The 20651-nt window shown below is 47.8% G+C and carries 16 protein-coding genes; 2 read left to right on the top strand and 14 right to left on the bottom strand.

Going from position 1 to position 20651, the window contains the following annotated elements; genetic code table 11:
• Positions 1-53 precede the first annotated feature (53 nt).
• Entirely contained in the window at positions 54-701 is a 648-nt protein-coding gene (locus FYJ59_RS02495) for a single-stranded DNA-binding protein (RefSeq protein WP_022153846.1), read from the bottom strand.
• A 263-nt stretch (positions 702-964) separates the two neighbouring features.
• On the opposite strand from FYJ59_RS02495, the gene typA reads away from it, so the two are divergent.
• The gene (typA, locus tag FYJ59_RS02490) at positions 965-2803 is read left to right on the top strand and encodes a translational GTPase TypA (protein WP_118547413.1); all 1839 of its coding nucleotides are present in this window, start codon (positions 965-967) and stop codon (positions 2801-2803) included.
• Positions 2804-2888: 85 nt separating this feature from the next.
• Here the strand turns inward: typA and leuD are convergent, their stop codons facing one another.
• The 7 genes from leuD to FYJ59_RS02455 form a co-directional block, all read right to left on the bottom strand.
• A complete protein-coding gene (gene leuD, locus FYJ59_RS02485) occupies positions 2889-3380 on the bottom strand; it encodes a 3-isopropylmalate dehydratase small subunit (protein ID WP_154495122.1) in 492 nt (163 codons plus the stop codon).
• Between the two features lie 20 nt (positions 3381-3400).
• Positions 3401-4672, bottom strand: a complete 1272-nt coding sequence (leuC, locus tag FYJ59_RS02480; RefSeq protein WP_154495121.1) for a 3-isopropylmalate dehydratase large subunit — start codon at positions 4670-4672, stop codon at positions 3401-3403.
• Positions 4673-4883: 211 nt separating this feature from the next.
• Positions 4884-7361, bottom strand: a complete 2478-nt coding sequence (locus FYJ59_RS02475; RefSeq protein WP_154495120.1) for a sensor histidine kinase — start codon at positions 7359-7361, stop codon at positions 4884-4886.
• Between the two features lie 65 nt (positions 7362-7426).
• A complete protein-coding gene (locus tag FYJ59_RS02470) occupies positions 7427-8143 on the bottom strand; it encodes a response regulator transcription factor (RefSeq protein ID WP_022153851.1) in 717 nt (238 codons plus the stop codon).
• A gap of 107 nt (positions 8144-8250) precedes the next feature.
• Positions 8251-8769 carry a hypothetical protein gene (locus tag FYJ59_RS02465; RefSeq protein WP_331464264.1) on the bottom strand — a complete coding sequence of 173 codons (519 nt, stop codon included), beginning with the start codon at positions 8767-8769 and terminating at the stop codon, positions 8251-8253.
• A gap of 3 nt (positions 8770-8772) precedes the next feature.
• Complete coding sequence (locus FYJ59_RS02460; RefSeq protein WP_154495119.1) at positions 8773-9252, bottom strand: DUF4430 domain-containing protein; 480 nt, start codon at positions 9250-9252, stop codon at positions 8773-8775.
• Positions 9253-9338: 86 nt separating this feature from the next.
• Positions 9339-9995 carry a thiamine diphosphokinase gene (locus tag FYJ59_RS02455; protein ID WP_154495118.1) on the bottom strand — a complete coding sequence of 219 codons (657 nt, stop codon included), beginning with the start codon at positions 9993-9995 and terminating at the stop codon, positions 9339-9341.
• 165 nt (positions 9996-10160) lie between these two features.
• Here FYJ59_RS02455 and FYJ59_RS02450 point away from each other — a divergent pair, with 165 nt between their 5' ends.
• The gene (locus FYJ59_RS02450; RefSeq protein ID WP_022153854.1) at positions 10161-10592 is read left to right on the top strand and encodes a M48 metallopeptidase family protein; all 432 of its coding nucleotides are present in this window, start codon (positions 10161-10163) and stop codon (positions 10590-10592) included.
• An 82-nt stretch (positions 10593-10674) separates the two neighbouring features.
• Here FYJ59_RS02450 and FYJ59_RS02445 read toward each other — a convergent pair whose 3' ends face one another.
• The 6 genes from FYJ59_RS02445 to FYJ59_RS02420 all read right to left on the bottom strand — a co-directional run bounded on the left by FYJ59_RS02445 (position 10675) and on the right by FYJ59_RS02420 (position 20534).
• Positions 10675-13200, bottom strand: a complete 2526-nt coding sequence (locus FYJ59_RS02445; protein ID WP_154495117.1) for an extracellular solute-binding protein — start codon at positions 13198-13200, stop codon at positions 10675-10677.
• A gap of 34 nt (positions 13201-13234) precedes the next feature.
• Positions 13235-14515, bottom strand: coding sequence for an ABC transporter permease (locus tag FYJ59_RS02440; RefSeq protein ID WP_154495116.1), 1281 nt, complete (start codon positions 14513-14515; stop codon positions 13235-13237).
• A 35-nt stretch (positions 14516-14550) separates the two neighbouring features.
• Positions 14551-16269: an HlyD family efflux transporter periplasmic adaptor subunit gene (locus FYJ59_RS02435; RefSeq protein WP_154495115.1), complete on the bottom strand. Its 1719-nt coding sequence runs from the start codon at positions 16267-16269 to the stop codon at positions 14551-14553.
• 82 nt (positions 16270-16351) lie between these two features.
• Entirely contained in the window at positions 16352-17218 is an 867-nt protein-coding gene (locus tag FYJ59_RS02430) for a carbohydrate ABC transporter permease (protein WP_205839429.1), read from the bottom strand.
• An 83-nt stretch (positions 17219-17301) separates the two neighbouring features.
• Complete coding sequence (locus tag FYJ59_RS02425; RefSeq protein WP_235897889.1) at positions 17302-18036, bottom strand: carbohydrate ABC transporter permease; 735 nt, start codon at positions 18034-18036, stop codon at positions 17302-17304.
• Positions 18037-18233: 197 nt separating this feature from the next.
• Positions 18234-20534 carry an ABC transporter substrate-binding protein gene (locus FYJ59_RS02420; protein WP_154495114.1) on the bottom strand — a complete coding sequence of 767 codons (2301 nt, stop codon included), beginning with the start codon at positions 20532-20534 and terminating at the stop codon, positions 18234-18236.
• Between the last annotated feature and the right edge of the window lie 117 nt (positions 20535-20651).

Genomic DNA, 20651 nt, shown 5'->3' with positions numbered 1-20651 from the left:
TACTTATGCATTTCTTTATACCATATATTGTAAATTTTTGCAATCTTTTGTCGTCAGACTATGGATTCCCGGGCTTCCTCCAACAGCTCCAGTTTGCTGACGGACACTTCGAATGCGACACGTTTCTCCACATTTTCTTCATCCAGTTTCTTCATATATTCACGGCTTTGGATCCGGCCCCAGATAGCACAGCGCTCGCCCACTTTGAAATGTTCTGCATAGCGTGCATTGCGTCCCCAGCAGATGCAGGGAATGTAATCAGACTTGCCGTAAGGGCGGTTCACGGCAAGCAGCAGGTCTGCGATCTCCCTTCCTAACGGTGTCTTGCGGTATACCGGCTCCTTACATATATATCCATCGAGATAGATCTGGTTCGTCTTGGAACTTTCTTCCATCTCCTCAATAAATTTCACCTCTCTGGCAAATACAGACAATACCAGTCTGTTCTTACGCTCCTCATGACGGTTATAGGATCGGAACTGCCCATTAACGCACAAAAGCATTCCAATATAGCTCGCTGTCACATCTAAAAGTCTCTCCGAGACCATCACCGGTATGATGTCAAAGCTGTCACTCAGTCTCGTACACCTTAAGTCCACCATGTAGAATCCTTCCCCGTAGATCTCATGGCTGTAGGAAAAATCGCTTACCACTTCCCCCATCACCGTTACCTGATTGTTTTCAATAACCTTATCTGTCATTTTTGTTCTCCCTTCTACATCTTCTGACTCTTCTACAACAATCCTTATGTATTGCACTACTATTTATACTCTATTTTTTATCGTTTGAGTACTAAAACCCATCGCATAAAAATGCAAATACCGCCCAAAAGTTGTTAGGAACCACAAAAAACGTTGATTTTACACGGTTTTTTCTTGCGTCCGGAAATGATAAGTGCTATACTGAAACAGTTTGAAAAAAGGATAAATCAGCTGCACGCATTTTTAGAAAGGCAAGGATTTTTATGAGACAAAAAAGAGAAGATGTCAGAAACGTTGCAATCATTGCTCACGTAGACCACGGTAAAACCACCTTGGTGGATGAGCTGTTAAAACAAAGCGGTGTATTCCGTGAAAATCAGGAAGTTGCTGAGCGTGTCATGGACTCCAACGATATCGAGCGCGAGCGTGGTATCACCATTCTGTCCAAGAACACTGCTGTTATGTATAAGGGTACCAAGATCAACATCATCGACACCCCGGGGCACGCAGACTTCGGCGGCGAAGTAGAACGTGTCCTGAAGATGGTAAACGGTGTTATCCTGGTAGTAGATGCTTTCGAAGGTGCTATGCCCCAGACCAAATTCGTACTCCGTAAGGCTCTGGAATTGAAGCTTCCCGTTATCGTATGTATCAACAAGATCGATCGACCCGAAGCAAGACCTGATGAAGTCGTAGACGAAGTACTGGAACTGTTCTTAGAACTGGATGCGGACGATTCCCAGTTAGACTGTCCTTTTGTGTACGCTTCCGCCAAGGCAGGTATTGCTTCCCTGGATGCCGACGAGATGGGTACTGATATGGAGCCTCTGTTCGAGACCATCATCAACTACATTCCCGCTCCCGAAGGTGACCCCGAGGCAGCTACCCAGGTACTGATCAGTACCATCGATTATAATGAATATGTAGGACGTATCGGTGTCGGTAAGGTAGACAACGGTACCATCCGTGTGAATCAGGATGTGGTCATCTGTAACCACCACAACCCCGACAAGATCATCAAGACCAAGGTTAGCAAGCTGTACGAATTTGATGGTCTGAATAAAGTAGAGGTAAAGGAAGCAGGCATCGGTTCCATCGTTGCCGTCTCCGGTATCAGCGAGCTTCACATCGGTGACACCATCTGCTCTCCGGAAAATGTGGTACCCATTCCTTTCCAGAAGATCAGTGAGCCCACCATCGCCATGCAGTTCATGGTAAATGATTCTCCTCTGGCAGGCCAGGAGGGTAAATTCGTTACCAGCCGTCACCTGCGTGACAGACTGTTCCGCGAGTTAAATACCGATGTATCCTTACGTGTGGAAGAGACCGATTCTCCCGACCGTTTCAAAGTATCCGGCCGTGGTGAGCTGCATCTGTCCGTGTTGATCGAGAATATGCGTCGTGAAGGTTTCGAATTCGCCGTAAGTAAGGCAGAGGTTCTGTATCATACCGATGAAAACGGTAAAAAGTTAGAGCCTATGGAGCTGGCTTATATCGATGTCCCCAACGAGTTTGCCGGTGCTGTCATCGAGAAGCTGGGACAGCGGAAAGGTGAGCTTCGTAACATGGGTTCCATCTCCGGCGGCACTTACACCCGTCTGGAGTTCTCCATCCCCGCAAGAGGACTGATCGGTTACCGTGGCGAGTTCATGACCGACACCAAGGGTAACGGTATCCTGAACACCGTATTTGATGATTACGGTCCTTACAAGGGAGATATCCAGTATCGTAAGATGGGTTCCCTGATCGCTTTCGAATCCGGTGAATCTATCACCTACGGTCTGTACAATGCACAGGAACGCGGTACTCTCTTCATCGGGCCCGGCGAGAAAGTATACTCCGGTATGGTCATCGGTCAGACCGGCCGCAGTGAGGACATCGAGATCAATGTCTGCAAGAAAAAGCAGCTGACCAACACCCGTTCCTCCAGTGCCGACGAAGCTCTGCGTCTGACACCGCCCAGGATCCTGTCTCTGGAGCAGGCTCTGGACTTCATCGATACCGACGAACTGTTGGAGGTAACTCCCACAAACCTTCGTATCCGTAAGAAGATCCTGGATCCGACCCTGAGAAAACGTGCCATGATCAATAAAAAAGCTTAACTTAATAAGACTAGAATTTAAAAATACCTCCCTGTATTCCGGAAACGGTAACAGGGAGGTATTTTTGTAAGCTTAAAAGCTGTTTCTATTTTTGGCTGTTGATATAGTTGATCAATCCCTCTGCGGCAATGATCTTCTGCATGAACTCGGGGAATGCCTGTCCCTGGAAGCTTTCGCCGGTGGTGAGATCTTTGATCACGCCGGTATTGAAGTCTATCTCGACTTCATCGCCATTGTTGATCTTGCGGGATGCCTCTGGACACTCAATGATGGGCAACCCGATATTGATGGCATTACGGTAGAAGATTCTTGCGAAGGTCTCGGCGATGACGCAGCTGACACCTGCCGCCTTGATGGCGATGGGGGCATGCTCTCTGGAGGAGCCGCAGCCGAAGTTTTTCTCCGCTACGATAATGTCACCTTTTTTCACATTTTTGATAAAGTCCTTGTCAATATCCTCCATGCAGTGAGTCGCCAGTTCTGCTGGGTCGGAAGAATTCAGGTATCTTGCGGGAATGATAACATCTGTATCCACGTTATCCCCGAATTTGAAAACTATTCCTTTTGCGTTGTTCATTTTCTATTACCTCTTTTATTTTATTTCAGTTCACAAGGGCAGGAAATCTTGCCGGTGATAGCGCTGGCTGCTGCCACTGCAGGGCTCGCCAGATAGATCTCACTCTTTACATGTCCCATACGTCCCACAAAATTACGATTGGTCGTGGAGACACATCTCTCTCCCTCCGCCAGGATACCCATATATCCGCCAAGACAGGGTCCGCATGTAGGTGTACTTACCACTGCTCCCGCTTCAATGAAGGTCTTAAGAAGTCCCTCTTCCATTGCCTGCATGTAGATGGACTGGGTGGCGGGGATCACGATACAGCGCATTCCCTTTGCCACATGTCTGCCTGCAAGTACCTTCGCTGCGGTGCGCAGATCGTCGATACGTCCGTTGGTACAGGATCCGATCACTACCTGATCAATGTCGATGGGCTCCATCTCGTGGATCTCATCGATGGTATGTGTATTCTCCGGCAGATGCGGGAATGCCACGGTAGGCCGTAAAGTGCTCAGATCAATGGTATATTCTGCATCGTACTGTGCATCCGGATCTGCTTCAAATACCTTATAGGGGCGTTTTGAATGCTCTTTCATGTAAGCAATAGTCTTCTCATCCACAGGGAAAATACCGTTCTTACCGCCGGCTTCGATAGCCATGTTGGCAATGGTGAAGCGGTCATCCATGGACAGATTAGCAATACCGTCTCCCACAAATTCCATAGACTTATACAGTGCACCGTCCACACCGATCATGCCGATGATATGTAAGATCACATCCTTACCGCTGACCCATTCTGCGGGTTTGCCGGTCAGATTGAATTTGATCGCCGCAGGTACTTTGAACCATGCCTTGCCGGTAGCCATACCGGCTGCCATATCCGTGCTTCCCACACCGGTGGAAAATGCACCCAGCGCACCGTAAGTACAGGTATGGGAATCCGCACCGATGATCACATCTCCGGCTACGGTAAGTCCTTTCTCCGGAAGCAGGGCATGTTCGATACCCATCTCTCCTACTTCGAAATAATTGGTGATCTCATTGCGTCTTGCAAACTCACGGACACATTTGCAGTGCTCCGCAGATTTAATATCCTTATTGGGAACAAAATGATCCGGTACCAGTGCGATCTTATCCTTATCAAACACTCCCTGTAGCTTCATTTTATCCATTTCCTTGATTGCCACCGGACTGGTGATATCGTTGCCCAGCACCAGATCCAGCTGTGCCTCGATCAGCTGTCCTGCCTGTACCTGCGTAAGACCTGCTGCCTGTGCAAGTATCTTCTGTGTCATTGTCATTCCCATTATTCACGGCTCCTTTTTCTCTTCCTACTTCTTAACTATCCGAATCGTATCGATGAACCAGCTTGCTTTTTCTCTCATCATCCGGCTCCGAACAAGATACATTGTAGCATACTAATATCTAATTGAAAACATCCGCATTTAACCTATTTCTACATAAATACGGATGTTTTTGCTTTAATTTATTGATTTATTTTAATATCATTATCTTGGGTTATTTATTCTCCATTTGGGCTGAATTAGCATTTTCCGGCTCCTTATTCTCCTGTTTTACCTTCCAGATCAACACCACCTTGAATAAATCTCCGTCCAGTTCGATCCGAAACTTTCCGCCCTGAATTTCTGTAAAGCTTTTTGCAATTGCCAGTCCCAGTCCGCTTCCTTCCGTGTTACGGGAAGCATCCCCTCTGACGAATCGCTCGGTCAGTTCCTCTCCCGACGCGGATAATTCCTGCGCTGCGATATTTTTTAAGATAATGGTCACCTCATCCTTTGCCGTAAAACCGTTGACATAGACTCTGGTCCCGGGCAAAGCATATTTTGCAATATTGCCAAACAGATTTTCAAAAATACGGAAGGTCTTCTGACTGTCCAACGGCACAATGACCTTCTCTTCCGGCAGGTTCATCCGCACATCCAGTCCGGCATCCGCGAGCTTATCTTCCATCTCAAATTCGACCTGTTTCACCATGCTTACGATATCCACATCGCGGATATCAAGCGTGATATTCTGGGAATTTGCCTTGCTGACTTCGAACAGGTCCTCGATCAATGCCTTCAGGCGCAGCGATTTACGATCCAATGTCTCTAAGTACTCCTTCCGCTGTTCTTCCGTCACTCCCGGCTCCTGTAGCAGCTTTACATAAGTAATGATAGCTGTCAGTGGCGTCTTCAGATCGTGAGATACATTCGTGATCAGTTCCGACTTCATCCGCTGGCTTTTCACTTCCTCCGCCACCGCATTACGGAAGCCTTCCTCAATCCGGTAGATCTGCGGTTTAAAGGGTTCAAACACGCCCAGATCTTCCTCTATGGTCACGTTCAGATTACCCTGAGCGATCTCATTGGTGGCCTTTAACAGCAATCCGTACTTTTTCTGCAATTTGCTGACATAACGCCGCAGTACAAAATACAGTATCACAGAGTAAATGACTGCGATCGTCACTCCTCCCAGAGGAAGGCTGCATACGATCACCAGAATCAGGGCATTCCACAATACGATCCGCAGGATCAGTTTTTTGGCATCCTTCGTCACATCAAAATGCTCTGCATCATGATAGACATCCACCACCTTATCCCTGCCAATGGAGAATCCCTTCTTCATTCCTCTCCACAATTTTTTCCAGAAAGGCACTAACAGATAGCACAAGCTGTGCTGTTTCAAATACGCTCTGGCTCCCTGAACCCGCATTGCCCGCAGGGATACTCCCAAGCACCAGGCAATGAAAAACAAGGCTGCCACCGCCAGAACATTTAATGCATAGGTCAGTATTATAGTTAATAACTGTATCTGCGCACTGTTTCCACGTAAAACTGTGCCCAGCGCATGACCGCTTCTCACCCAGGATACCAGTCCTACCACCTGTTCACTTCCAATGCCGGCGATCGCCACAAGAATCACAACAATCGCCTCGACAGGCAGCTTCAGCAGCATCACCTTCTCCCAGGCTCTCTCTTCCCCAAGTCCCGGAAATACAAGCGCCAGCAGGAAGATCAACAGTGCCAGGATCAGAAACATCTGCTGACATCCGGACAGATAATAGGATGCATACTGCTCTCCCATGGAAAAGTAAACACTGACATTGTTCATATCCTGATCATAATAAATATACTGACCGTTCTGTCCCAGGCTCTGTGCCGCCTGTCTGGAGATGCAGAAGGTGATCTCACAATTTTTCGGCATTTCCAGCCGGAACATGGTATTATGACTGGCATCGATCGTTGTGCCCATATTGGCATCCACCATTCGCGTAAGACCGCAATTACGGATCACTTCCGCCGCTGTCTTGCGAAGGGTTGTTGTATCCGATCCGATCACCGTATTCCCTAAGGTAGCATCATTTCCATAGGAATCAAATACAAAAGTCAGATAAAAGCTCTGTTCCTCCGCCACGATATCCGTATCCGCCAGATTACTTAGGATCTCTCCGGTCTGAGTATCCCGGATCCTATAATCATACAAATTATTCAACTGACCAAAAGAGTTTTCCAGGGTATTGAAATGTTCTTCCAAGTATTCCCCGGTCTGCGCCGCCAAGATTCCCTGGGCCGCATAGTTTTCGGGATCTGCTCCTTCCGGTATCGTGAGCTCCTCCGTATCTCCATATGCCACTTCTGCCCGTTTCCGGTCATCATTGAGCCATTCGTTTCCCTCTGTTGGCTGCATATATAATTCCACATAGTTTAAGGAAGTCTGGTGTTCTTTGTTGTACAGATCGCGGTAGAGCAGATAGCAGTTCTGATACAGATAAGTAATCGTATTCGACGTCTCCAACGGATCCTCAATGTATTGTTCATTCCTCCTGCTCTCCGCTCTGCGCTCGAAGATTCCGTAGCATGCGGTAAAAATACCGGAAGCTGCCAGACTGACAATCAGTCCGATGATCAGCCATATGACTGCAGGCTTTCTGTTTTCTCGGTTTTCCCGTTTTTCCGTTGTCTCCGCTTTCACAGCCTCTGTTACCTGTTCCATTCTTACACCTCTCCGGCCATTTCCCTGCTCTGCCTGCCGAAACACTTTGTTTCCCACAACCGCATTTATTGTTTGTCGATCTTATATCCTACACCCCATACCACTTTCAGATACTTGGGATTTCTCGGATCGATCTCGATTTTTTCGCGGATGTTACGCACATGTACCATAATGGTATCGGTGTTGACCGCTTTCTCATTCCAGATACGCTCATAGATCTCATCTGCGGAAAACACTCTGCCCGGATTCTTGATCAAAAGCTGTACGATCTTGAATTCCATGGGAGTCAGCTTCACCGCTTCTCCGTCCACCGTCACTTCTACGGTTTCTTCGTTTAGTTCCAGTCCGCCGATGGTATACACATGGGATTTCTCCTGTTCTTCCCCACTGACTGCCGTCAGATATTTGGAATATCTGCGCAGATGGGAATTTACCCTCGCCAACAGCTCCAACGGTGTAAAGGGTTTGGTCACATAGTCATCCGCTCCCATATTTAATCCCATGATCTTATCCACTTCCTCGGACTTGGCGGACAGCATGATCACCGGGAACTCGTGATTCTGCTCCCGCAGCTTCATTAACATCGTCACACCGTCCATCACCGGCATCATAATATCCAGGATAGCCAGATGGATCTCCTCCTGTGCTACGATCTCCAGTCCTTCCTTACCGTTGGCAGCCTTCCATACCTGATACCCCTGATTTTTCAGATAGATTTCCACACCATCCCGGATTTCCTTATCATCCTCCACGATGAGAATATGATATTTATTGTTCTCCATGACTCCCTCTCATTCTGCCACATGCGGCAAGGGGATCCTCTCCCCTGTCTGTTTCTGATTTTAATTTATAATTTCTAATTTCACCTACTGAAAAAACGAAAGATTTTCTAAAGATTTTTTTCCAGAAACGTAAGTATTTTAATTATGGGTACGATCAGTATCCCACAGAAAAAATTACTGACACCGTGCACGAAATCCCAGGGCAGTCCACTGATGATCCAGGCAATCATTTTCTGAAAGCTTAAACCGTACAGCAGTGCCTGCGCCGGTGCATACAAAGTTCCGAATAAGAAGCCATGGGCAGCACACAGCAGCATATAGACAAGCGGACGAAGCTTCTCCGGAATCCGTTTGGGTAACAGCATGGTCGCTCCCCACAGCACTGCCCACAGATACAGGTACGGGATCCACCAGGTGGCAAAGCCGCAGAATATCCCGTTCAGCAGCACATATGTATAGATGGGATACAATGCTTTTTTCCGATATACCACGGTAAACGCAATCGTAAAAACACCAAGGAGGTGGACATTCGGTGCCACCTCCATGATCATCTTCGAAGCGTACATTAACGCTCCCAACATTGCGAAAACCGCCATCTCTCTGATCGTCAGTTTCCCATTTTTCAACTGTTATTTCTCCACTTTAAAGGAATAGATATCACCGGCAGTCACAGGAGTGGCATCTACACCGGTAGAAGCATATTCGCCGTTGATGTAAAATGCCCAGTAGGTCTGGTCCACATCATAATCTGCCGTTACACCGTTGACGGTCTTCACATAGAGACCATAATCTCCCTCTTCCCCTGCGATCATGCCGATTTCCGTCAGGGCATCCCCCACATTTTCCTTGTCAGTATGAATGGTAAAACTGCTCTCAGCGCCTTCCTTATCCGTTACGGTCAGGGTAAACTCGGTATTGCCCTCTCCCAGCTCACTGCCGTCCGCAAAAGCTCCGTCTGGCTGCGCCTGTGCAAATTCCTGTACCGTCCCCTGTGTGTTGCCGTTATCCCCGGACTTACTGCCGCAGGCGGTCATTCCGGCTGCCATGGTTACTGCCAGCAGTACTCCGCAGACTCTTACATTCCATTCTCCACTTACCAATTTTTTCATAATTTTCCTCCGTTTTTATTATTGACGACTTCATCTTCGTTGTGCGAAATCGCATCAGACCTGTTTATTTTTCACAGCTTACATGGTTATACTTCATCCTCATAGTACCGGATCATGCATACCAGTTCACCGTCCTCTACGGACACCTCCGCTTCCTCTCCCAGGAATTCATTGCTGATCCCGATGGGGAAATCGTTGGTGATCACGGCATTTTCCAAAGGATATTTCATGCCGCGGATATTCACGCCTTTTGCCTCCTTCGTCAGGGCAAACAGCGACATGGTGCCCTCCAGCTCCTTCCGGAAATGCACGGCTTCGTTCTGCAGTACCAGCACCATTCCCGTACCGTCTACCAGGTACCCCACCGCACCGTGATTTTTGAGATACAGCAGACACTGGATATTTGCCAGGGTATGATCAAATCTCCCACCGGTGGCCGCATAAATACGGAAATCGGTATAGCCCAGCTCCAGCCCCCGCTTGATAGCTGCCAGCATGTCTGTGTCATCCTTACACTGCGGCAGCTGGCAGATCTTCTCCGGAACGGTCTGTTGTAACTGTTCCACAGCAAGCTTCTCCTGTTCGCTCATCGAATCAAAATCTCCAATGATCAGGTCCGGCTCCACATTCAGGAGCCCACAGTAGCTTAAGCCGCCGTCCACCGCGATCACATAATCTTCCTCCGTCACAGCCAGCTCTCCCATCGTGAGGTCTCCTGCGCCGATCAAAATACATTTACCCATAGTATTTACTGTTTTCCTTTCCTGTAACGGTTCCGTCCACGAGCCGTCACGCACTATTCTACAATTTCTGCGTTTACTTTTCAAGCCATACGCAGTATATTTAATCTGTTCAAACTTACAAAGATACCCAGAGGATCAACATCCCTGTATGTGAAAGGTGCTCTCATGAATCTATATGAAAATCAGCCACTGACCGTTGCGGAGCTCCGCAGGCTGCAGGCTTTGGAAAACCGATATCGGAATGCTGCCAGAGAAGTGTTTACGAATCGTGTGGAATACTACCACCGCTTCACCGGCGGCCACTATACTTCTATCACCATCCGTGACCAGAAGACCCGCTGGGGAAGCTGTTCCTCGAGAGGGACTTTATCCTTCAATTACCGTCTGATCTACGGTCCTGCCGGTCCTCTGGATTATGTGGTAGTCCACGAGCTCTGCCACCTGACTCATATGAACCATTCGAAGGACTTCTGGAACATGGTCGAGCGCATCATGCCGGATTACCGGATCTATAAACAGTGGCTAAGGGAGCACGGACAGGAGCTTACCCTGACGACACATCTGAAAAAGCAGGGCATTCCCATCCGCCTTAGCTGAAGCACCTTACTATAAATGGCGGCCTGTTTTTCAACAGACCGCCATCTTTTACTATTCTACTCTACGCAGTGCTATCTTCCGTTTATCTGTTCTCGTTTACATAGACCTGTACACGGCTCTGAATGACACTTGCCACATCCCTCGCACTCTTCTGTCCTGAGAAGTATGCACCGGCTTCTTCCGAAATGATATTGGAGATTGCCTCATTATAGTATCCCCTCTTATTCACGCTTTCCACAAAGCTTACGATTCTGTCCACCTGCTCCTGTGTCAGTTGCGGCAGCAGTATTTCCTCACCGTTGATGTAATAGGTCTCATCGTATTCCACTTTGTTGCCGTTCTCATCCATATAGTACGGCTTCTTCGTAGCATCCTGCACATTCTTCTCAAAGGTGCTGCGAAGTACCGGAAGATTGTATTCCTGTTCCTGTATCTTATCCTGATATTCCTGTGTCAGATAGTAGCGCAGGAATTCCCATGCACCGTCCAGGTTCTTGGACTTTGCAGACAGGGCATACATCCTGTTACCTGCCCATAATACGGATCCCATATCTCCATCGGTCGGGAAGCCCACAAAGGAGATATCCTCACCGAAGACACCGTTGATCGTACCGTTCAGATCACGGATGTTGCTGATGGAGATGCCATCCAGCAGTGTTCTGTCCTCACGGAACTGGGATTCATAGTTATTCCAGTAATCCTCTCCCCAGTAATCCTCTCCATATTCTACCGGCAGCTCGGCTGCATAGGTCAGCATTGCCACAAAATTATCCGTATCAAATGCACATTTTCCGGTGGATACATCCACGAAATCACTGCCGCAATAGTTCATCATGGTATACAGGAAGCTGTCTCTGGTCTCATCACTGAAGAGTGCGGTTCCTTCCGGCATGGTATCCCGGATCGTCTGCAGCTCTTCCATAGTAATGGAGGTACGGTCACCGAAAATAGCTTCTTTTCCTACCATAGTAGAGATATAAAACGAAGGAATCACATAGTACAGTTTACCGTCCACACGGTACGCATCCCAGACATTCTGCAGATAGTCGTTTTTCGATAATTCCTCATCCTTGGCAATAAGGTCATCCACATTTGCCACCAGTCCCTTGGCAATATAGCTGTCCATTGACATATTGCTGTCCACGACCAGAATATCCGGCATTCCTCCGGAGATGATATCATTATTTAACTGCTTCACACCGAGAGTATAATCCTCTGCAGTGTTGTAGGTATTATATTCCTTAACTACAATACGATAGGTGTCACCGGACTTATTATACTCTACTACTTTTCTCTTCAGATCATAGTCAATATAGTTACCGGCCAGTGTAAGGACGATCCGGTCCTTGATATCCTCCGGCTTCACGTGGGTGAACAGACCGCCGCACATTTTGCCTTCGTTGTTATCATAGTAAAAGCCCAGGAACTGTTCCTCGTCCAGTACCAGGAAATTGTTCAGGCTGCCGGCAGCCAGATCCGAATTGATATAACTCATGATCTGCTTCGACTCCTGTGTCTGCACATTATAACTGAACAGGCCGTTACTATCGGCATAGTACAGGATGTCACCGTCTCCGGGCACCATATTATAATAACCGCCGTTGGTCAGTGTCGAGGAAAGCTTTATTCCTTCTGATACCGCATCTGTTGCAGGATCATAGGTTGCGATATACATATCCGTGTAATTGCTCTCATCATAATAGATGATCTGCACCTTGCCATCCTGCGTAATGATATTCGAGCTTGCATTGTTGAACAGTGTTGCTGCTGCCTCCGGCAGATCCTTCCGGTCTGTGATACCCTCTTCCGTCACAGTGCATTTCTCTATTTTATCACCGCTTAACAGCAGTGTCAGGCTTCCATCCTCATTGGGGATGATACTATGTACCCAGGAATAGCTTTCTTCCGTATTCATATCATTCAGATCAGCTTCCCATTTGATAGTTCCATCCGCGCTCCAGCAGATCAATGCATAATCATTCGTACTGCTGTAATCGTCTTCGGAATATGTCTCACTATAGTAATTACGTATTCCGTAGACATTTCCATCCGAACCGATCGTGCAATTGTTGAGCGATGTGTATGTATAATTGCCGTTCCCAGCCGGTGCATCTACCACATCCATATCCGCTGCCGCAATATCCTGTGTGCTGGTCTCCTGCTCTGTAAGCGGCATTGCTTCACTTCCGTCCGCTCCATCCGCAGGTGTATCTACAGGATCCTCACCGCCCTGTGCAGGTGCCGGAGTCGCCGGAGCCTCTCCTTCCTTCCACATAGGCAGTTCTACGGTGTCGATGACGGTACCGTCCTGCTTCATTGTAGCAAGATGCAGCTTACTCTGACTGCCGTTATCGGAATAGTCATAGGTCTCAAACAGAAGATAAATCGTATCTCCCTTTCTGGTCAGCAAGTCAATATTCATATTGTCTGAATCCATATTGAGATCCAACGCCTGTTCCTTAAATACATACTGTTTTGCAAGGCTGGCATCAGCCGCACTGCCGCCACCGTTTCCGTTCCCACCGTTACCCTTTCCACAGGCTGTCAGACCTGCGATCATTGCCACGGTCAATGCGATACTGATCAGTTTTTTCCCTTTCTTTTTCATTCTCCCTCTCCTTTTCTTGTCTGTGTCTGTTGTTTTACGACTGCTGTTCCTCTTTTGTCTCCTGTGGTGTCTGCGTTTCCTCCGTCTGCATTTTCATTGTCTGCACTTTCTCCGGCTCTTCCGAAGCTGCATCCGCAGGCTCTGCTCCCACCGCCGGCTCATCCGTCAGCCAGGAGAATTCACTGTCAGCATAAGGGTCTTCCTCCAGCTCCCGTTCCAGTTCCTCCAGGACATCCCTCTCTTTGTGTGGGTGCTTTTTCTCCCTGCGGCGTTCCACAGCCCGCTCTGCCTTATCCTTACCGGTATGCCATACATCCTTCAAAGTCCAGCCCTTATGGCGCCACCAGTGTACAAAGCACCAGATAACGGTCACTACCGGATATAATAACAGAAACAGCATAAATACTGTAAGTAATGCAATAATGTCTTCATAGCCTCTCGCCAGATTCTCCCAGTAGGGGTAGATGATGGCTTTGCCGTTCATGGAACGTGTTCCGAAGGCAAGGATTGTTTTGATCCGGTTGGGCAGGGAATACCGTCTGCTGTTTTCCACGATCTCGACGTTTTTCTCGTCTATACCGATCCCGTCTTTTACTTTGCCGTAGGCGAACTCATCCACAGGGTTCGGCATCACGATCTCATAATGATTGATACCGTTGCTGGTCCCATAGGCCTCCAGGGTTTCATAAGATACATAGACTACCGTGGAAGTTAAGCCTGCTGCCTTTTCCATTCTGCCCTGGGGTCTGCGTACCACTCCGGTCACAATGTGCGGGACATTGCCAATATATACGGTCATTCCCACCACATCATTGGAGCCGAACAGTTGCCATGCCGCATCCTGATCGATAATACAATAGTCCTGCATCAGATCGTTACCGGAAAAATAGGAGCCGGTGATCAGCTTTAGCGGATGGAACAGGAAAAAATCCCCTCCGATCCCAATCGCATTGGCATCCAGTGTATTGCTTCCGTTCACCAGGGTGATCTTACCGTCTGCGCTATAAGCATCCACCCAGAGTCTGGCACTTGGATTCTCTGAGGTCTCTGTAATAGAGGCCTCCTGCAGCACATTTTTCAGTGAATATTCAAAGCTTTGAATGGTATCCTCCGTCACTTCCGCTTTTGAGGAGAAAAAGCAGCTGATCTGTGCCACATCCTTTTTTTCACTCCAGCGTCCGGCCATCTGCTGGGCGTCCTGCATATTGACCAGATGATCACACCATAGATTCAATAGCAGGAACAGTAGGAAGGATACTGCCGCACTGCAATACCATATGCACTTTTTTTTACTCTGTATCTGCATCCGAAACATATAGTCTGTTTCTTCCTTCCTGTAAGATTAAACGCTTATGAATTATTTGCCAGTCTGACCAGCTTTCCTGCCTCTACCGGCTGGGTAGATGTCGTAATGACAAATTCATAGCCATATAAAGCTCCGCTCACTGCGGACTGGGTGTCATCACTTGCCAGTACCTCCACATCCACACGGGTTGCCACATAGCGGTTACCTAAGGGGCTGCTCTTGGATTCCACGATCAGGATAAACTTGCCGTTACTGTCCTCACGGATGGCACTGTTGGGTACGATCAGATCGTAATTGGCACTCTTCTGTCCTACGGATACATTCAAGGACTGTCCGGGTGTCACTTCATCTCCGGTGATATCAAAGGTCAGCAGCTTCTTCTGTCCGGGATCTGTGGTATCCGGCTTGATGCTTGCCAGAGTAATATCCATATCACTGTATCTCCAGGAGTTCACCAGATCTGCCTTATCTCCCACGGAAAGTCTCTTCGCCTGATCATTGGTCACGGAGAAGCTCATGGTAAAGCCCTTACCCTCCGGCTGCATGGTCACCAGGGCAGTATCCGGCTGTGCCTCGTCTCCTGCCTTGACTGTTACGCTGGTAATGGTTCCTGAAATGGGGGCTTCGATGCTGGCGCCTACCGCATTCTCCTGCAATTTTGCGATATCATCTCTCTGCTTCTTAAGGCTGTCTAACTGGTAATCCAGATTCAGCTCTGTGGAGATATCCTTCAATAGCTGTGCCTTAAAGTCCTGTGCCGCCTTCAGCTTTGCATTTCTGTTGTCCAGTTCATTCTGCCAGTTCTGGGTCTGTACCGTCAGGGAGCTGGTGGTATTTGTTTTGCTGTTCTGCTTCTCTGCCAGTTTTTTGTTAGCTTCTGCCAGGGCGTTCACTTTATTATTATATGCTGTCACAGCTGCCGGATCTGCATTAATCTGCGCCTGCTTTTCGTCGATCAGTTTCTGATAGGTTGCACTGTTAACCACTGCCACATCGTACTCTTCCTTAGGTACCTGATTCTGACTGTCATTTCCGGATACAGAACTTAATATTCCCTCATTGTACTTTGCAATGGTGGCATCGCAGGCTGCCTTGGCTGTCTGCCACTCGCTGATCTTATCCTTTGCGATCTTGACCCAGTCATTGTTCAATGCTGCCTGGGCTTCTGCTACTTTTGCCTGTTCCGAGCTGGTGTCAGGTGCTCCGCCGGCATCCACATTCACCTGTGCAGTCTTTAACTGATTGATAGCTGTCGTAGCTTCCTCCACCTGCTTCTGCCATTTGTCTATTTCCGCTTCCGCTGCTACGATCCGGCTCTGATAGGTATTGAGGGAAGCCACATTGCCGTTCTGTACATTTTGGAAGGCGGAATTGGAAATATCCCCGGACAGAAGCGCCAGTTCGAAATCCAGCATTGCCTTATCCAGTGCTGCCTGGGCATCGGTCAGTTCCTTGCTTTCCTTATCCTCCAGTAACAGCAGGGGGGCTCCCTTCTCCACCTTATCCCCGGTCTTCACCAGGACGCTGGAAATGGTACGGGTTTCACTGATCTTCACATTATAGGGATCTCCGCTTTCCACCGTACCAGTACCGCGGATCTTTGCCGTGATCGTTCCAGACTGCACGTACTGGGCCGCCACCTCCGGAAGGGAATAGTTCATAAATGTGTTGGAGAAAAATGTCAGCACTAACATTACAGACAAGAATATAATGGCTGCATTTTTTACCCATTCTCTTCTCTTTTTTCCACCGTTCTCGTTCATCTTGCTTCTCCTCTATACTTCTCTTTCTATCTGTACTCCGACAGTCGGATCCATGCCGGTATATCATCAAAAATCAGTGATCCTAGCCTTTGACACCGCCCTGGTAGGTAATTCCGTCTACCAGATATTCTTCCCCGTAGAGAAATACCAAAAGACTGGGCACCATGTAGATCGTAGCCACGGCGAATGCCAGTCCGATCTCTCCGGAATTGATCTTGCTTAAGAATACGGACAAGGGATGCGTCTCCGCATCGGATAACAGGATCAGCGGCTGTTCCACCATATTCCAGTAATCGATAAATACAAGAATGGCTGCAGAACACAGAGCTCCTTTGCACAACGGCATACAGATCAGCCGATAGATCTGCCACTCTCCGGCACCGTCGATCTGTGCCGCTTCCATGACTCCCACAGGAATTCTCTTCATGAACTTCGTCAGCAGATAGACTGCAAAGGGTGAAAAGATCCCGGGCAGCCAGATAGCCCAGTACGTATTTAATATATTCAGCTTTTCCGCCACCAGATAATTTGGTACCAGCGTTACCTGATACGGCATCAGCATCAATATCACATAAGAGAAAAATACCAATGACCTCAGCTTCCCCGAGTACCTGGCGAATCCATAAGACGCCAGCGATGCCACGATCAGCTGAAACAGCACGATCGGTCCCACCAGGATCACAGAATTCCAGAATTTCAGCAGATATTCCGGGCTTTTCAAAAGTACCGTAGTATACTGGCTGAAGGATACGATATCCGGAATAAATTTCAAATTCACTTTTTCGGAAATATAGACCTTGCCGCCCTTATCATTTGTGGCAAATACCGAACCATAGTTCGCTGATATCTCCGAAGATGACATGAAAGAATTGGTGATCGTCAGGACGATCGGCATCAGAAACAGTATAGCAAAAAAGGCTGCGATCACTGTTGCTATGCTGATGCGCATATTCTCAAATATCTTCTTTCTCTTCTTGAATCGGATCGCCCTTCTAAGTTCAGGCGGGACAGGTTTTTTAAGCTTCTGCTCCATCAGCCTTCCACATCCTTTCCGAAATGATTTTCCACTGCGAACAGAAGTCCAATGATCACAACCATGACGAGAGACATCAGTATCGCTGCTGCAGACAGCGTCTGATAATCCAGACTCTTGAACTTATTGTTCATGAAGTGCTGAAGCATATAGATGGAATCGTAAGGATAATCCGTTGTCAGCAGATAGATCTCACGGAAGATCTTAAAAGAGCTGATCAGGGACATGATCGTCACAAACAAAAAGGTGGAAGACAAATACCGGATCTTAATATAGAAAAAGGTCTGTAACGATGTGGCATTTTCCAGTCTCGCCACCTCTAGCAGATCCCTGGGTATGCTGGCAAGTGCTGCCATAAACAGGATCATATTATATCCCAGATTCTTCCATAGGAATAAGATCACTATTACAATAATAGAGTAGCCAGACTTCAGCCAGTCGATCTTCTCCACACCGAAGACTCCCAACAGATCATTGACCGCACCGTTATAATGGAACAATACCTGCCAGATCAATACAATGGATGCCACCGGCACCATCATGGGACTTAAGAAAAAGGTACGGAACTGACTCCGGAAAGGAAGCTTTGCTTCCAGTACCACTGCCAGAAGCAGGGACAAAACCACGGCCAGTGGCACCGCAATTGCGGAAAATACCACTGTATTATGCACTGCCGTACGGAATGCCGCATTTTTTATTACACTTACAAAGTTGTCTAAAAATACAAAGTTCATGCTGATAGGGTTATCCACCAGCGAATAAAATATCACAACCAGAAAAGGAAGAAAAAAGAAAGCAAGTACTCCAAGAAAGCTTGGGGCTATAAAAAGCCCCGAGCTCCTCTTGAGTTTCCGCATTCTCTTATCCAATTTGTGATGCCGCTTCCGCTTCTGATCCACCTGCTGCCTGCTCACGATAATCAAGCCTTTCCTTATCTGTTTTCATTTACATAGACCTGTACACGGCTCTGAATGACATTCGCTACATCCGCTACAGATTTCTGGCCCTTGAAGAATGCTTCCGCTTCCTCCGTGATGATATTGGTGATCTCATCATTACCGGTTGCACTGGAAGGCTCAGCCACACTGATCAGATCCTGCAGGGTTGCCACTTCCTCCTGTGTAGGTATATGATAGGAATATTCCCAGTCTCCGTAGCTGATGCTGGAAGTACCATCCTCCGGAATCGGATTCCCATTCTCATCCAGGATCTGCTCACCGTTTTCATCCGTCATATATGTTACATTCATCGCCTGCTCCACCATATCATCCAGCGCAGACTTTTTGGCGGGAAGTCCATAGGAATATAAATTATCAAATGGCTGATTCAGGTAATTCTCAATAAATGCCCATGCGCCGTCCTTGTTGGAGGATTTGGCGGTAATCGCATACAGTTCACTGGCCTGCATATAAGTGCCGCTGCCACCGCCGGAGGTAGGATATCCGATATAGGTTACCGGTTCGCCAAACATAGCTTCCTCCTCCTGAATACTGTTCAGCTGATAGATGCCTGTCATATTTAACAGTACTTCACCGGACTGGATCTTCACCGGTGTAGATCTGTCGTCATTCTGCCAGTCATACTCTTCGGGGAAAGTATTGACAAATTCCAGTACTTTCTGGAAATCTTCCGAATCAAAACTGCACTTTCCCGTCTCCCAGTCAATATAGCTGTCCAGATCATAGGCTAACAGTGTGTACAGCATACCGCTCTTGGTCATGCCCTCAAACAGGGAAGCACCTTCGTGCTGGCCTGCATAGACTATAATATCGTCAATGGTCCAGCCCTTCTTATCACCTACTTCGGAGGTCTTGCCGACGATCGTGTTTAAAGTGAAGCTCTTCGGAATTCCCACCAGTTTTCCGTCAAAGGTATAACTGTCTACAATATTCTCAAAGAAATCGTCCTTGCTTAATACACTGCTCTTCTCCAGATAGGGTGTCATATCCTCAAATACACCCTTGGAAGCCAGTTCCTTGACATCCAGGTTGGACAGATCCAGGATATCCGGGCACCCGGCTCCGGAGGTAATATCATTGTTCATGGCTGTTATGCCATCCGCCCAGGAAGTTTCGGTCCAGTTATTATCATCAATATATGTTTTAATATTGACATGATATTCATTACTCTGCTTGTTGAAGGCTACGGCTGCTGCCTGAAGGCTCTGGGAGGTATACAGGGTTCCGATCGTGATCTGGGACTTCTGTGCCACCTCACTGGCCTTGGTTTTGGTCAGCTTCACCAGGTCAGTTTCCCCTGTGTTCCAGTCATTGACCACTGCCAGGATCTTACCGTCTGCGGTGGCTGCGGCATATGTGACATAACTGCCGTTAATATCACTGTCCAGCCAGCTCAGTATTTCGGTAGTCTTCTGGTCTGCGAGACTATAATCATACAGGGCAGTATCCGTATTCACCAGGAGATCATTGTCTATTCCGGCACATAATCCTCCGTTGCCGTTTGTGTTCGGAAAGTTATCATATGTCTGTCCCAATGCTTTGCCGTCAAAGTCGATCTGGGATAGCTTCACGTTGCCGGATTGGTCATAATAAGCCAGGTATACCTTGCCGTCTTTTGCTTTTCCCATGCCCTGTATCCACTGGCTGTCCGTCTGCACAGCTCCCTGAAATTGTCCGTCACTGCCAAACAGCCGGATCAGTGAATCAGAGCTGATATAAAATCTGCCCTGGTCGTCCAGACACATGCTGCCCACATAGGAATTGTTCTCATCCTGCTGCATGATATCCGTGATATCCTGTGCCATCAGCTCCGTACCGGATGCATCGTACTTGTGCAATACCGTTGTCTGCTGTGTATAAGCGTCATCACCTTCTGTGGCATTCCACTCAAATTCCGCAGTATAAATATTACCTTCCTCGTCTGCCTGCATGGAATAGATTCCACCGCCGTCCGCATTAATGGTGATCGGCAGATCCTCCCTGGAACCGTCTGTCAGCGAATAAGCTCCAAGCACGACCTTGCTCTCACCGGAAGCTTCATCCCATTGGTAATTTGTATAATACAGCTTATCTCCCTGTACTGTCATGTTACTGTAGCTGGAATTCGTATTATCATCCAACTCCAGGTATTCGGGAACATATACATATTCCTTCTGTTCTGTCTGTCCCCCCGGATTCGATCCATCCTGCTTGCCGCAGGCTGCAAGCGACATTGCCATAACGGATGCCAGCGCGATCGCGGTTGCTTTTCTGCCCCTTAAATTTTTTCTCATATATTTCTCACCTCTTAATTACGGGTAGCGCCTTACGCTCTTCCCCTAAAAGCAAGTTCTACGGACCTTCCATATTACTTACTTATTTATGCATATTATACCCTATTTCCATAGTAA

It is taken from the genome of Waltera intestinalis (assembly GCF_009695995.1).
Lineage (GTDB): Bacteria > Bacillota > Clostridia > Lachnospirales > Lachnospiraceae > Acetatifactor > Acetatifactor intestinalis.
This window is presented reverse-complemented; position numbering and strand designations above follow the sequence as displayed.

Bases quoted from the DNA above. Each gene is read 5' to 3' on its own strand.
- FYJ59_RS02495 (WP_022153846.1), bottom strand. From the start codon at position 701: ATGACAGATAAGGTTATTGAAAACAATCAGGTAACGGTGATGGGGGAA.
- typA (WP_118547413.1), top strand. From the start codon at position 965: ATGAGACAAAAAAGAGAAGATGTCAGAAACGTTGCAATCATTGCTCAC.
- leuD (WP_154495122.1), bottom strand. From the start codon at position 3,380: ATGAACAACGCAAAAGGAATAGTTTTCAAATTCGGGGATAACGTGGAT.
- leuC (WP_154495121.1), bottom strand. From the start codon at position 4,672: ATGGGAATGACAATGACACAGAAGATACTTGCACAGGCAGCAGGTCTT.
- FYJ59_RS02475 (WP_154495120.1), bottom strand. From the start codon at position 7,361: ATGGAACAGGTAACAGAGGCTGTGAAAGCGGAGACAACGGAAAAACGG.
- FYJ59_RS02470 (WP_022153851.1), bottom strand. From the start codon at position 8,143: ATGGAGAACAATAAATATCATATTCTCATCGTGGAGGATGATAAGGAA.
- FYJ59_RS02460 (WP_154495119.1), bottom strand. From the start codon at position 9,252: ATGAAAAAATTGGTAAGTGGAGAATGGAATGTAAGAGTCTGCGGAGTA.
- FYJ59_RS02455 (WP_154495118.1), bottom strand. From the start codon at position 9,995: ATGGGTAAATGTATTTTGATCGGCGCAGGAGACCTCACGATGGGAGAG.
- FYJ59_RS02450 (WP_022153854.1), top strand. From the start codon at position 10,161: ATGAATCTATATGAAAATCAGCCACTGACCGTTGCGGAGCTCCGCAGG.
- FYJ59_RS02445 (WP_154495117.1), bottom strand. From the start codon at position 13,200: ATGAAAAAGAAAGGGAAAAAACTGATCAGTATCGCATTGACCGTGGCA.
- FYJ59_RS02440 (WP_154495116.1), bottom strand. From the start codon at position 14,515: ATGTTTCGGATGCAGATACAGAGTAAAAAAAAGTGCATATGGTATTGC.
- FYJ59_RS02435 (WP_154495115.1), bottom strand. From the start codon at position 16,269: ATGAACGAGAACGGTGGAAAAAAGAGAAGAGAATGGGTAAAAAATGCA.
- FYJ59_RS02430 (WP_205839429.1), bottom strand. From the start codon at position 17,218: ATGCGCATCAGCATAGCAACAGTGATCGCAGCCTTTTTTGCTATACTG.
- FYJ59_RS02425 (WP_235897889.1), bottom strand. From the start codon at position 18,036: ATGAACTTTGTATTTTTAGACAACTTTGTAAGTGTAATAAAAAATGCG.
- FYJ59_RS02420 (WP_154495114.1), bottom strand. From the start codon at position 20,534: ATGAGAAAAAATTTAAGGGGCAGAAAAGCAACCGCGATCGCGCTGGCA.